14 protein-coding genes and 4 pseudogenes are annotated in these 13,477 nt (G+C 41.3%); 4 read left to right on the top strand and 14 right to left on the bottom strand.

The window, feature by feature from the left end:
• Positions 1–491: 491 nt before the first annotated feature.
• Both ACMHKJ_RS02440 and ACMHKJ_RS02435 read right to left on the bottom strand, forming a co-directional pair.
• Entirely contained in the window at positions 492–914 is a 423-nt protein-coding gene (locus tag ACMHKJ_RS02440) for a MerR family transcriptional regulator (protein ID WP_413491883.1), read from the bottom strand.
• Positions 911–1,627 carry a GNAT family N-acetyltransferase gene (locus ACMHKJ_RS02435; RefSeq protein WP_413491882.1) on the bottom strand — a complete coding sequence of 239 codons (717 nt, stop codon included), beginning with the start codon at positions 1,625–1,627 and terminating at the stop codon, positions 911–913. Before ACMHKJ_RS02435 ends, ACMHKJ_RS02440 begins: the two co-directional genes overlap by 4 nt.
• Before the next feature lie 300 nt (positions 1,628–1,927).
• Between ACMHKJ_RS02435 and ACMHKJ_RS02430 the strand changes: the two genes are divergently transcribed.
• Genes ACMHKJ_RS02430 through ACMHKJ_RS02420 form a run of 3 tightly spaced genes read left to right on the top strand, consistent with a single transcriptional unit; the run spans position 1,928 to position 4,724 of the window.
• Entirely contained in the window at positions 1,928–2,992 is a 1,065-nt protein-coding gene (locus ACMHKJ_RS02430; RefSeq protein ID WP_413491881.1) for a FecCD family ABC transporter permease, read from the top strand.
• A 1-nt stretch (position 2,993) separates the two neighbouring features.
• Positions 2,994–3,734 carry an ABC transporter ATP-binding protein gene (locus ACMHKJ_RS02425; protein ID WP_413491880.1) on the top strand — a complete coding sequence of 247 codons (741 nt, stop codon included), beginning with the start codon at positions 2,994–2,996 and terminating at the stop codon, positions 3,732–3,734.
• A gap of 36 nt (positions 3,735–3,770) precedes the next feature.
• Positions 3,771–4,724: an ABC transporter substrate-binding protein gene (locus ACMHKJ_RS02420; protein WP_413491879.1), complete on the top strand. Its 954-nt coding sequence runs from the start codon at positions 3,771–3,773 to the stop codon at positions 4,722–4,724.
• Positions 4,725–4,857: 133 nt separating this feature from the next.
• On the opposite strand, the gene ACMHKJ_RS02415 is transcribed toward ACMHKJ_RS02420, so the two are convergent.
• The 7 genes and pseudogenes from ACMHKJ_RS02415 to ACMHKJ_RS02385 form a co-directional block, all read right to left on the bottom strand.
• Positions 4,858–5,169, bottom strand: a complete 312-nt coding sequence (locus ACMHKJ_RS02415) for an AzlD domain-containing protein (protein WP_413491878.1) — start codon at positions 5,167–5,169, stop codon at positions 4,858–4,860.
• Positions 5,166–5,873: an AzlC family ABC transporter permease gene (locus ACMHKJ_RS02410; protein WP_413491877.1), complete on the bottom strand. Its 708-nt coding sequence runs from the start codon at positions 5,871–5,873 to the stop codon at positions 5,166–5,168. Before ACMHKJ_RS02410 ends, ACMHKJ_RS02415 begins: the two co-directional genes overlap by 4 nt.
• Positions 5,874–5,949: 76 nt before the next feature.
• Complete coding sequence (locus tag ACMHKJ_RS02405; protein WP_413491876.1) at positions 5,950–6,798, bottom strand: AraC family transcriptional regulator; 849 nt, start codon at positions 6,796–6,798, stop codon at positions 5,950–5,952.
• A gap of 87 nt (positions 6,799–6,885) precedes the next feature.
• Positions 6,886–7,290, bottom strand: a complete 405-nt coding sequence (locus ACMHKJ_RS02400) for an NUDIX hydrolase (RefSeq protein WP_413491875.1) — start codon at positions 7,288–7,290, stop codon at positions 6,886–6,888.
• Positions 7,291–7,422: 132 nt separating this feature from the next.
• Entirely contained in the window at positions 7,423–7,914 is a 492-nt protein-coding gene (locus ACMHKJ_RS02395) for an RNA-guided endonuclease InsQ/TnpB family protein (protein WP_413491874.1), read from the bottom strand.
• Positions 7,844–8,038 (bottom strand): transposase, encoded by a 195-nt coding sequence (locus ACMHKJ_RS02390; RefSeq protein ID WP_413492102.1) that lies wholly within the window; start codon positions 8,036–8,038, stop codon positions 7,844–7,846. The genes ACMHKJ_RS02395 and ACMHKJ_RS02390 overlap by 71 nt, the downstream gene beginning before the upstream one ends.
• A gap of 225 nt (positions 8,039–8,263) precedes the next feature.
• Positions 8,264–8,592: pseudogene (locus tag ACMHKJ_RS02385) on the bottom strand (helix-turn-helix domain-containing protein); the annotation flags it as partial.
• A gap of 56 nt (positions 8,593–8,648) precedes the next feature.
• On the opposite strand from ACMHKJ_RS02385, the pseudogene tnpA reads away from it, so the two are divergent.
• A pseudogene (gene tnpA / locus ACMHKJ_RS02380) lies at positions 8,649–8,946 on the top strand (IS200/IS605 family transposase); the annotation flags it as partial.
• 134 nt (positions 8,947–9,080) lie between these two features.
• Here the strand turns inward: tnpA and ACMHKJ_RS02375 are convergent.
• From ACMHKJ_RS02375 to ACMHKJ_RS02355, 5 genes and pseudogenes are all read right to left on the bottom strand, one after another.
• Positions 9,081–9,518 (bottom strand): hypothetical protein, encoded by a 438-nt coding sequence (locus tag ACMHKJ_RS02375; RefSeq protein ID WP_413491873.1) that lies wholly within the window; start codon positions 9,516–9,518, stop codon positions 9,081–9,083.
• 52 nt (positions 9,519–9,570) lie between these two features.
• On the bottom strand, positions 9,571–10,797 hold the full coding sequence (locus tag ACMHKJ_RS02370) for a hypothetical protein (RefSeq protein ID WP_413491872.1): 1,227 nt from the start codon (positions 10,795–10,797) through the stop codon (positions 9,571–9,573).
• Between the two features lie 32 nt (positions 10,798–10,829).
• Complete coding sequence (locus tag ACMHKJ_RS02365) at positions 10,830–11,252, bottom strand: hypothetical protein (protein WP_413491871.1); 423 nt, start codon at positions 11,250–11,252, stop codon at positions 10,830–10,832.
• Positions 11,253–11,320: 68 nt separating this feature from the next.
• A pseudogene (locus ACMHKJ_RS02360) lies at positions 11,321–12,457 on the bottom strand (IS3 family transposase).
• Positions 12,458–12,818: 361 nt separating this feature from the next.
• A pseudogene (locus ACMHKJ_RS02355) lies at positions 12,819–13,347 on the bottom strand (IS6 family transposase).
• Positions 13,348–13,477 lie beyond the last annotated feature (130 nt).

Genomic DNA, 13,477 nt, shown 5'->3' with positions numbered 1-13,477 from the left:
ATCCGGATGATACATAGCACGGACACTATAACAAACTCACCGTTGCTTAACTCATAAACCATCTGCTTTGGCAGGTATTTCATTCATGCTGCGGTGCAGTAATATCATCACAAGAACAATACCGAACCCGACTGCCAGCCCGGTAGCATTGACGTAATACCAACCCGCATAATAAAACGCAACACCTCCCAGCAGGCTGCCGAGTGCGCCAAAACTGAAGATAAGAAAGTCCGTTGCGCCCTGGATTTTTGCCCGTTCATTTCCACGGTAGGTGCGCGGCAGCAGTTGCGTGGTACTGATCAGAATAAAATTTCAGCCCAGCCCCGGAGCGGTCATGGCAATCAGAAAATGAGCATAACTGTTACCGGTAAGACTGACCAGATTAGTAATGATCAGGCAGACAACGCCCAGCCAGATTTAAAATGTGGATGAATAATGTAACAAGATGGAAATTCGTATGCCGGATGATACAACTTCAAGTTAACTTTAAGTCAAGAGGGGGTTTTGATCATTTTTTCTTTGTTTTTTTTCAGACTGACAGCAAGGATTTTCCGGAAATTAGGACACTCCAGGTGATTTTCTGCCGGACACTGCTCAATATGCAGTAATCCCTGTTTCAGTTTTTGTAGTTCCCGTATTTTATTATCAATTTCGGCGGTTTTTTCTTTAATTGCCGTCCGTTCGATACCTTTTCCCGGTAATTCACTGAGCATCACCGTGATTTCATCCAGCGAAAAATGTCCCTGTTTTGCCAGTATGATCAGAGAGAGCCGGGTCAGTATCTCCGGCTCATAGATACGGGTCAGACCTTTACGCCCGGAGGGCGTAATCAGCCCTTTGCTCTCATAATAACGAATGGTGGCCGTTGTCAGACCGGTCAGTTGTGCAACCCGCCCGATGTTCAGTAATTTCATGCCTGTGCTGTCAGCTTGCGGAGTGAGGCGAGTGAATGGATCTGTTTTCCGTCTGCGGTAAAGTTGTCCGGAGATAACCATGTCTGCATCGCCTGATCCACATCCGGCCACTCTGTATCAATAATGGAAAACCATTCTGTATCGCGGTTACAGCCTTTGACCACACGTGCCTGACGGAAACATCCCTCATACTGAAAACCCAGACGCAGCGCCGCGCGACGGGACGGTTCATTCAGGCTGTGGCATTTCCATTCATAACGGCGGTAACCCAGGGTATCAAACACGTATTTCATCAGCAGCCAGTGGGCTTCAGTGGACATCACCGTGCTGCTCAGTAACGGGGAAAAATGCACATGTCCGACTTCGGTTACGCCATTTTGGCAATCTGTCCGTAACAGAGAGAACAAACCGATGGCTTTACCGGTTTCTTTATTGATAATGGTAAAAAACAGCGGATCGGTCAGTTGCGCATTTTTTTCAATTCGTGCCGTATATTCATTGAAATCACGCGGCGGCTCATCCGGCAGCCAGGTCCAGTACCGCCCGTCGGGCGCAAGGGAAAATGCCTGATATAAATCAGCCGCGTGCGCCGGAACCAAAGGTTCAATACGGCAAAACTTACCTTCTGCACTAACCCGTTCAGGGTAAGCGCGTCCTGACCAATCCGGTAAGGTATCGCCGACAGGCTGTCCGAATGTATTTAACTGGCTCATTTTTTTCTCCGCGGTGTTTTTGTTTTTTGTACTGTAATACGCCGTACGGGAAGAAGAAAGATCCAGTTTATTTAAATAACAGGGGTCCGGTAGCGAAATGGTGTAAATCGATATTTTATTCTGTGGTAATCAAATACAGAACATAGAACACCTATGTTAATAATTTATTTTATAAAATGTACTCCGGGGGAGTACTACGCAGCGTGTCATTATAATTTATTATAGAATATAATAACTAACCAACATGTTATTCTTATGCTGATAATATGTTAATGCTTCACTAAATACAGGCTGGTATATATGAGGGATATGGTAAGTAATATAAACAGGATAAATAAAAAGAAATATCAGTATCAGAGTATTTTGCAGTTCTTTTTTTACCTCTTTATTTTACTCGCTGTCATGTTTTTTTCACTGTTTTATGGCAGTGTCAATATGGAGTTTCATCAAAAACTGACAACTGTCCTTAAAATAGTGACCGGTGAAATAAACAACGGCGATTTATTGCCGTATGAAACGATTATTTATAACATCCGGTTGCCCCGGATAATTCTTGTTGCTGTCACCGGTGCATCATTATCACTGGTCGGTATTCTGATGCAGACCATTACCCGTAATGAACTGGCTGATCCTTATATTCTCGGCGTTTCTTCCGGTGCGAGTGCGGGGGCTGTTTCCGCGATTGTGCTGGGATTGTTCTCTTCGGTTTCACCTTATAATATCTATATTGGTGCCTTTGCGGGGGGATTGATTTCCACCTCTATTATTGTGTTATTTAACTTTAAAAAAAGTAATATGACAAACCTGGTGCTTATAGGGATAGGGATTTCCAGCCTTTTCTCTGCAATAACAACCGCGATTATTTATTTATCGAAAAATGAAAGTCAGGTGAAAAGTGCGATGTTCTGGATGCTGGGCAGTTTTTCCGGTATAAAATGGTCCTATATCTGGTTGCCGTTTGTTGCCATGTTGGTTGTACTGGCATTCTGTCTTTTATTCAGTAATGTCCTGGATACATTATTATTAGGCGCAGATGCCTCACAACAGTTAGGTATCAATGTTGGTGCGATTAAATTATGTATCATCATTCTGTCTTCTTTTGTGGTCTCTATTATTGTTGCAAATGTCGGTGTTATTGCATTTATCGGGCTGATTATTCCGCATATTGTCAGGAACCTTATTTCGGTTAAACATTTTAAGCTATCACTTTATTCCTGTCTGATTGGCGGCGCGTTTTTAGTCATTATTGATACTATCTCCCGGAGCTGGTTTAAACCGGAGGAGATCCCGGTCGGGATACTCACCTCTTTAATTGGTGCGCCGTTGTTTGTTTATATCATTATCAAAGGAAACCGGAGCCGATAACATGAGTACTGTTGATGTTACTAACCTGAACTATAACGGAATACTGAAAGAGATTTCGTTATCATTTTCCGGTAAACATATTATTGGTATTGTCGGACCTAATGGATCGGGTAAAACAACGCTGCTGAGACATATTTACCGCGATATAAAAACAAAAAAAACCGTCTTTCTTGATAAAATGGATATTGCTGCATTTTCGATAAAATCGCTTGCCCGTCATATATCGGTACTGACTCAGTTTAATGATCAGGTAGAAGGAAAACTGACCATTGAAGAGATAGCTGTTATGGGCAGAATGCCGTATAAAAAACATTATGTTGATTACAGCCACAACGATTTTCTGATTGCAGAGCGCTATATGACATTATTTGGTCTGCAAACCATGAGACATAAAGAGTATCACGATTTATCCGGCGGTGAAAAACAGCGGGTTATGCTGGCAAAATGTTTTTCACAGGAAACAGATATCATGATCCTAGATGAGCCGACAAACCATCTGGATGTCAGGTATAAAGTTGAGGTAATGAAAGCATTAGCGGCGTCAGATGCGACGGTTATCATGACTATTCACGATATTAATTTAGCCGCCAAATATTGCCGGTATCTTATTATGATGAAAGACGGTGAAATTTATTCACAGGGAACACCTGCGCAGGTATTCACCAAAGAATGCCTGTTTGATGTATTTGGTGTGGAATTTACGATATTACCGGTCGATGACCGGGTCGCTATATTTTTATAGTCTGCTTTATAACATATTGTTGTCACTCAAGAGGGAATGATGAAAAAATTATTATTGGGTACGTTTATTGTCTCCGCACTCTTTTCATTACCGGCGCACGCGGCACAGGCACCTGTTCAGTTTGATGCGAATCTTGACGGCAGTGAATATCATTTTAAACTGGATAGACACCCGCAGCGTATTGTTTCTCTCAGCCAGATCACCACGGAAATATTATTGGTACTGGGATTAGGTGATCGTATGGTGGGAACGGCCTTTCTGGAAGAACCTATTTACCCGCCGGTCAAAGAGGCGTATGACAAAATCCCGGTTCTGGCAGAAAAATGGCCTTCTTATGAAGTGTTTATGTCAGTTTCCCCTGATTTTTCCACCGGCTGGGCAAATTCATATTCTAAATTAGCGCTGGAAGCGAATAAAATTGTTCCGGAAGGCGTTTCTGTTTATATTCCTGAATCAATGACCTCTTCATCTGCGGATGTTAATACCTATTTTAATGATCTGCTGAAGTTTGGTGAGATTTTTGGTGTTGAAGAAAATGCACAAAAATATGTTGCATCTGAAAAAGAAAAATTAAAATCAGTTGTCAGCCATATTAATAAATACCCTGAGAAAACCGCGTTTATTTTTGATTCACAGGATGGTAAGCCTTATACCTTTTTTGAGGGGTATACGACTGAAATGCTTAAATTAATTTCAGTGAAAAATATTTTTTCCGGAAAAGGCATTAAAAAGACCTGGGCTGTAGGTAACTGGGAGGATGTGATTATGTCTGATCCACAAGTCATTATTATTCCTGTCTATAAAGGTTTCCGTAATGATGATGATTATGACCGGAAAGTAGCGTTTCTTGAATCTATGCCGGAAATGCAGGGCGTCAGCGCAATAAAAAATAAAAATTATATAAAAGTCAATTTATCTGAGCTGGTTCCGGGTCCCCGTTCTATTGATATTTTACCGGCACTGGCAAAAGAAATACACGAGAAACACTGATTTTGTGTTTATTCAGCACCAGGTAAAAACCGGTGCTGAAATATAGCGGATATATACTCTAAATAATTCAGGATGCCCGGTTAGCTGAGTGCAGTCAACACCCGGGCATCCTGAAGTATGACGAGTATAATAATTAAAACAGATAAATCAGTGAATAGAAAAACGTTAGTGTCAGAACAACAGTCAGCAAGGTATTTTTAATTAATCGCGCAGATATTATGCAAAACAGTGTTCCCCATAAATACGGATTATCATTTATTTCCCGGAACTGTTGCGCTTCCAATAACACAATTGGCGCACAAATAGCCACCAGCAGGCAGGGCGCAGAGTAAGTCAGCGCCTGTTGAACAAATACCGGCAGGCGCAGCGGCAGCCCCGGGATCAGAAAAATAAAGCGCAGCGAAAAAACCATCACTGTCAGTGTCAGAATTAATCCCCAGCTCATTTTACATCCCCCCATTTGCGACCCAGAAAGACAGCAATCAGCATGGCGCTGACACCGGCGATTACTGTTCCCCCCTGAATACCCTGGCGGGTCAGAAAAATAGTCAGGGCAAAAGAGATAATTGCGCCGGCAAATGCACTTTTTGATTTAATCAGCGGCACAACAATGGCCAGCAATGTTGCAACGACTGAAAAATCCAGCTTTAGCTGACTCAGGTCACTGATGCTGTGCGCGAGGATAATACCGAGCACACTGACCAGCACCCAGACCAGGTAAAAACTGAGCCCGGCACCGAAAAGATATGCAAAACTCAGTCGGCTGCGCCCGGCAACACTGACGGCAAAGAGTTCGTCTGTCAGTAAGAATCCGATACCTGCGCGTTGTACCGGGGTAAACGGGCGCACATGCGGGCGCAGCGTCAGCCCGTAGAGCAGGTGCTGCGAGGTGATAAAAAAGACGGACACAATAATCGTGATGATCCCCGCGCCGCTGTTAAGCAACCCCAGAGTCACAAGCTGGGCGGCACCGGCAAACATCATCGCGGACATCGCCACGCTTTGTGCAAAGGTCAGTCCGCTGTCCACCGCCATCGAACCGGCAAGGATTGCCCAGGGAACCACGGCGAGATTCAGTGGGGTCATATGCAGCGCACCGGTAAAAAAATCCTTCAGAGGTGATGCGGGTAAATCAGAGGTTATCGTCATAGTGAGCCATCCGTCAGCATGAAACAGTAGCGGATACTCTGGCATCTGAGGGTGCGGGAAGATTGTATAAAATTGCTCAGCGGGTGAGGCGGTTATGGATAAATTTACCGGGTGAAATGCCCATTGCCCGCTTGAAATGGCGGGTAAAATGGCTTTGGTCGGTAAATCCGCACTGTACGGAGATATCCGCCGGGCGACCGCCGTCAATCAGTAACTGACGTGCTTTGCGCAGGCGCGCCTGGATAAGCCAGGCATGGGGCGGCATGCCGTAGCGTTGACGAAACTGGCGCAAAAAGTACCAGGGGCTCAGGTTGGCGAGTGCGGCAAGGTCGTCCAGCGCGTAATCAGTCTCCGGCTTGCTGCTCATCATATCCGCGATATATTGCAGGCGCTGACCGGCAGGGGTTATTTCAATTCCGGAAAAACTTTTTTTATTATAACGGGTTATCAGCCATGCGAGGGTGGAGAGCAACAGTGAGCCTTTGAGCAGGCGGTTATCGGGTTTGAGCAATAAATCAAACAGCAGCCGCAATTGTGCGGACAACCCCGGGTCATGTACCACCGCGCTGGTAAACCAGGGAACAAAGCTCTGGTCTGTGGTTTTCAGATCGCGCATCAGGGTATCCAGCATGTCCGGTGTCGGGTAAATCGCCCGGTAAGCCCAGCCGGTTTCCAGGGCGGAAGAGCCGGTGTGGATTTCATCGGAATTCACCAGAATGATATCTCCGGCCGGGGCATAATGATTACTGCCGGTGCGGAAAAACTGCTGTACGCCATCTTCAATCACACCAATACAAAAGCCTTCATGAGTGTGCCGGCTGAATTTTTGCTGATGATAGCGGGCCGAGAGCATACCCAGACCATAAAAATCGTCCAGGTGAAAATAATCTGCTGTTTCCCGGGGATCCGGCTGTTTATCATGCATAAAAATGTACCTGTATAATACCTGTGTTTATTCAAACAGCAGGTTCGCTGGATGTCTTGTACAAAATTGCGCATCTGCCGCGAAAATTCAATTAATTAATTTATGCGCTGCAAGATCTTTGATAATCAGCGCCGCAACCAGAGAGCAGCGGGGCAGGTCACTGCTGTCGAGCCAGGCCAGTTCAGCGATTTCAGCCGCCGGTTTCAGATCACCGGTAAATTCAGCCTGAAAACAACGGATGCGCACTTGCGTGCCGTCCTGTTTGCCATCCGCCTGTCCGGTAAAATCACCGTAAAAAGAGATGGAGTCCGGTATCAGGGTAACGGACAGCTCTTCATCAATTTCACGGCAGAGAGCTTGTTCATCTGTTTCACCGGCTTCACGTTTACCGCCGGGTGCATAAAACAGGGTTTTGTTATGAGAACGGACCATCGCGACTTTGCCATCTTTCAGCGTGATCAGTGCCAGTTTGTCAATCATTTTTGTGGTCATCGTCATTTCTCAGAGTTTATATAATTAATTATCACTATCGTTATTAAAACAGTACATCATAATGTATTTTTGAGGTAATAATCAGTGTACCGGTGACTACTCCCCGCCGTAAACGGCGAGGCTTTTCACTTCTCAGGCCGCAACCGTCTGTGTGATGGATTTACGCTGGCCTCCATGGACAGAGACGACGAGACCCGCCGCCTGCAATTCCTGTATGCCCTTCTGTCGGATATTGATGGCCGCGTTGATATCGCGATCGTGTTCAACTCCGCATTCAGGGCATTGCCAGATACGTTTATTCAGCGGCATTTCCGGCATTTTGTGACCACAGCAGTGACAGGTTTTAGAACTGGCGAACCATTGCTCCAGTTTCACCATATAAACACCTTTTTCTGCTGCTTTGTATTCCAGTTTTGATATAAATCCACTCCATCCGGTATCACCTATCGCCCGAGCCAGATTGTGGTTTTTCATCATGTTTGCCGATTTCAGCGTCTCTACAATTACCGCTTGGTTTTCGTCAACAATTGTACGAGAGAGTTTATGCTGGAAATCAGCGCGTGCATTGGCTACCCGTTCGTGTACACCCAGCAAGCTGTATTCGGGCTTTCCGGCGATTCGCACTGCCTTTTTTCTTACGTGATAATGCTTTCTGTTTACGCCGCAAATTTCGGCTGACATTGATCAGGTGACGCGGGTTAGCAACTTTATCGCCATCCGATTTTATGGCGTAGTGGGATAACCCCATGTCCAGACCGATGACTGTGGTCACCAATGTGGGTTTCGCTGGCGCTTCGATTCCATCATCACAGAGTATGGCGGCGTAATATTTACCCGTTGCCGTTCTGGATAATGTGATGCTTTTTGCCTTGCCGATAGTTTCCCTATGAATACAGGCTTTTATCGGAGGAAATTTGGGGATCTTAACCGCGCCATCCAGCACCTTCACCCCAACACAGTGATAGCTGGATTGCTTACCGTGCTTACGTTTGAATGCTGGAAACGTGCTTTCAGCTTCGGATTAAAGAAGTTAGAAAAAGCAATGTCGGGGTTAATAACCGCCTGCTGCAAGGCGATTGAATCATAGTCTTTTAACCACATGTATTTACGCGATTTTTTTGCTACAGCCAGCAACGGCTTCAGCTCCTTGCAGGGATTTAAGCTCACGCTATAGTGCTTATAAACATGCCTTTTGATATGCAGAGCTTTGTTGTATGCAAAACGAACAACGCCGAACTGAGCATTGAGATACTCAGCTTGTTCTGCTGTCGGATAAATGCGTACTTTTGTGGCTCTTAAAATAATCAGCGCTCATTGATATAGTTAAGTAATTTTAGCATGTTACAGGACGATATCAATTGAGTAATCAGCATGACTCTCCAGAAGGTTTTCTCCGTAAACGGGCACAGTGTTAGCAGACTTGCTGTTCATTTAATATTCACTACAAAATACCGCCGAAAACTATTTGACGGAGGCATGATCGAACAACTTCGAAAAGCATTTTACTCGGCGGCAGCCAAACTGGAATGTGAGATCGTTGAGATGGATGGCGAACGTGATCATGTCCATCTTCTGATCGCGTACCCGCCGAAGCTGGCTGTCAGCGTGATGGTCAATAATTTAAAATCCGTCTCGTCACGTTTGCTGCGACAGCAAAGACAGATGGAGATCAGTGAAGTTAGATTAAAAACAGTTCTGTGAAAAAAATGAACCGATCTCCATCAATGTTATTAAGTGATCTCCATCATGCTAATACGCTACAATGCTTGATTCTAATTATTAGGCAGGCTTTACTTTAGAGAGATATAACAACCACTCGATTCTGAAAAAAGAAAATATCCATAAAAGTCTGAATTAAGTGTTATATACACTAATCCATCATCTTCACTGGAAACAGAGCAAAAAAAATGATTTTTTGTTTGTATTGTTATATCTTCACCCGCAAGACCTATATATACTATTTTTATATACCAATAATCATAAGGAGAACCAAGTCCTGTTATATAAGGAAATGGAGCGGCATGTCCTATGCTATTATTTTTAGCTACATTTTCATATGTTTTAGTCACTATTGAAAATGGCTTATCATGATCATATAGCGTATGAACTACAGTTAATTCTTTTATATTAAACCCAATGCGATTAATAACATAAAAATAACCTAGATTTGATAATTTTTGCAAGGTGTCTATATCAATATTATTTATAATATCACTTGATTTATTCATGGTAAATACCCCAGGTTACAATTAATTATCACTAATTTGTACTATATAATTATTATCTAACATAAAAAATCACCTCTCCATTACTTTCTACCTTAGAAGCCAGATTGGCTTTGTTTCCATACTGATCTATGAGAGAAAAATCCATCTCCACAACCCATTCTTTATAAACGGAGAAATGTTCATACTCTATTTGACAATTCCAAAAACATAATCCTGTTGTTTCATGATTTTTTGCGGTAATAAATATTGACCATCCTTGAGGGAAAATATATTCTTTTGTAAATATCGCTTCAGGATCATAGTTAACTAATTTATCTGTAGAAGTGTTTGCTTCATTGTGATTTCCTTTTTGCTTATATTGATATGTATAGTTTTCAGCACATGTTGCATTTTTTGTTTCTATTCCTTGCGATGGATTAAATCTAACATAGTATTTAGTTAAAATTATATTTCCATCGCCTAAGTCATTTTGTTTTGAAACAAAGGTTTCAATATTTGAATTGGCAAATATTCTTTTGGGTAAAGGGAATAATGTAATGTAATCAGAAATCATGTTTCCGTTGTTATTTAATGCGGATGTAGTGTATTCTTTTCCATTTACCGTGCATTGTACGGAGATATTGAACTTTTCAACCAATTCATCCAAGGAGGCATAAGCAGTGCATAAGGAAAGGAAGTTATTATCTACTGAAGAATAAATTACAGGATAAACATACTCCCCTTTTTTTTCATTAAAAAAAACGTCACCATGGAATATTTCATTTTTATAATCAACGAATTTTATATTTTTAAATATTTCATGTGATTCTATTTTTATTTCTTTCCCACCTTTGCTTATAGCATTTAAATTAACTGTTAGTGGGATTTGATTTTTTCCATTAGCGTATATTTTATTTTCCTTACTTCCTCCTTGGATATTTATTTTTAATAAATTTAAATGCTCAATGCAATCCCAGCGATTATTTACATGGTCATTGTTTGATAGAATTATACTCCCATCAATAATTGCATTTCCAGAAACCATAGCGTCATCTGTTACTATGGCGGAATCGCAAACGATAGCAGTATCATGTATTGAAGCATTCCCTGATACCCGGCCACTACCATACACCATTGCTTCATTGTAAATAAAACAACTGCCGTCTTGACTTAAATTATGTTCGCCGCCAACCCATCCGCCGTAACGGTTTGTTGCAATATTTTCGATTCTTCGAAGAAGAATTCCATTAAACTCTTTAGTGACATCAGTAATTCTATATTTTTTTTCGAAATTTTCCATTGTAACTCTCTTTTAATAATTAATTTAGAAACCTACTTACAATATCCAGTATTTGATTTCATAATTACCATTTTAAAAAATGGGTTTATTGCTATGATAACAACACCATTATCGTCACTACTAATATTGCATTGCATTTCTATATATCTTATTTTTTTCTTTTCACTTGGAACGTAGAACTCAATATCCCAAGAGTCACTTCCTTCTCCTGTGACATAATAAAAATCATCACCTATTTTATTCATTTCAAATGTATCTAAATGAGATTGCTTTATGTTTTCCGTATATTCTACGGAGTCATATAAATATTTATGGTCTAATATAAGATCAGTTAGTATAGCGCCGCTATTATTCGCAAAGAATATAACTCCTTTTATTCTGGTACCTTTTCGTGTTGAGTTTTCATTGTATTTATTTTCATTAATTATGGTGTTTTTTATTTTATTTTCTGACATTAATAACTCCTTTTAATAGTATATTGGCTGGGTTTTCACTATCTAATATAATATTTATCCACTTCCACTTATATGAAACAGTCCTGATTAGAGTTTTCCAGCTGCTTCCGGTAAATCTTAGGCGGCAGATTGTTCAGGTTTTCATGTGTCCGGTTCCTGTTATAATCCAGCATTCAGAACCAAAATATTTCTTTAACTTGGCTCAGTAATTAAAATAAATACGTTTTTAAAAACGCACGACGGAATGATCCGTTAAAACATTCAATTAACCCATTTTGTTGTGGTTTTCCCTGCTGAATATAATTCAATGTAACACCATTTTCTGTACAAAACTGAGCCGGTTTTTCTGATATAAATTCCGATCCGTTGTCTACCAGGATGTATTCCGGTAACCCGCGTTCTTCTTTCAGGCGAGATAAAATACGGATCACCCGTTCTGTCGGTAATGACGTATCAATTTCAATCGTCAGGCACTCACGAGTACTTTCATCAATAATATTTAGTGTTTTGAAACGATTGCCGCAATACAGATTATCGTTCATAAAATCCATAGCCCAGCGTTCATTAATCTGTGTTGCTGTAATCAGCGGCTTTCTTTCCCGCTAAGGCAATTTTTTCTTTACTCTGCGCTTCAGGTTTAGCACCAACCGACAATATACTCGGCAAACCCGTTTATGATTAAAGCAATATTGCTTCCGCTGTATTCGGTGAAAGCATTTCCAGAATCCGGCCTGTGGTGATAATTACAGTTCGGCATAAATCGCGTCAATAACCGAGGCATCCCTTATTTCCCAGTCAGTATTTGCCCGGTAAAAAGACGTTCCGGGCAATGAAACTAACCGACAGGCGACTATGACCGATAAGCCTGCTTGAGTTAATTTCTGAGCGCAGGTTTTTTTTTCGGTCATCACCAGCCTTTTTGCTAAAAGTTCCTTCATGGCATGATTTTCCAGACTGACTTCCGCAAACAACCGTTTAAGCTTGGTATTTTTATCATCGCGTTCTTTAAGCCTTTTAATATCAGCCGCTTCCATCCCGCCATATTTTGATTTCCAGTTATAATACGTGGCATTACTAAACCCGTTCTGGCGACAAATTTCGTCAATTTTCATACCAGAGTCAGCCAGCATCAAAATACTGACAATCTGCGATTCGGTAAAACGTGTTTTTTCATCATGACCTCTGCTGTTTTCAGGACAGAAAATCTAATTATAGTTGTTCCATTTTAGGGGAGGCGGATATATTCTTATGTTTGATTTCTTTACATATTAAATATATTTTAAGTATTCATAATAAAGTCAATTATTATACGGTGAATCATTAAAGCCTGACTAAGACTACAGTTTTTTTGCGGTGAGTTAAAATATAAATAATATAATTGAATAATAAAATATGAAAGGTTAAAAAAACTTAATGTTTTCAATAAAAAAAACAAACATAATAAAAATAATAGGTAACAATCTAATTATGATTGTTTAAAAAGTTATTATTTGCATTTGATCCCAATGAAGGGCTTGTTGCAAATAATGAATTAGAGTCTTTTTCATTCAAGGCTAATTGGGTGTTTCATGCTAAAAGCGTCTTCACATTGAATAATCGATTGATAAAGGCAGATCGCTCCCGCACCCGAAACATGGGTTCGTCACGACATAGCCATTCATCACATTGACCTTTATTCAGTTTTCGCGACGTTTCAGTTCCGGCATAGAACCCCAAGAAGTGTGTTTGTCAGTATTGAGTACTTTTGGCTGTCGCATAGTAATACCCGTTTGAGAAATTTATAGGCGGCATGGCGATTACGTTTCGGTGAAAAATAAACATCCAACGTTTCCCCGTATTTATCAATTGCACGGTAAAGGTAAAATCATTTACCGTTGACTTTGACGTAGGTTTTATGGAGTTGCCAGGAGGAAACAGCCCAACTAAATTGATATTTTTTGAGTTTTTTACGGAGTAGAGGCGCATATTCGATAAACCAACGATAAATGGTCTCGAACGATGAACGGAAATTTTCCTTTCAGCTAACATATCGCTGACGTGGGCATAACTCAGCGGAGCCGAGCCATGAGCCATACCATCGAAGGCTCCACCGGATAGTGGTTGGCGTAAAATGTTTTCATTTAAATAGTCAGGCGCCATTGAGCTTTCCCTTGAAAGAAACTAAGGCATCAGTGTTCATCATCAACTCAATTTTTGCAACAAGCCCACATAACAGGTAAAAGTAA

The sequence above is a fragment of the Morganella psychrotolerans genome, assembly GCF_965118875.1.
Lineage (GTDB): Bacteria > Pseudomonadota > Gammaproteobacteria > Enterobacterales > Enterobacteriaceae > Morganella > Morganella psychrotolerans_C.
The sequence above is the reverse complement of the archived record's forward strand: the minus strand, read 5'-3'. Positions and strand labels throughout refer to the sequence as shown.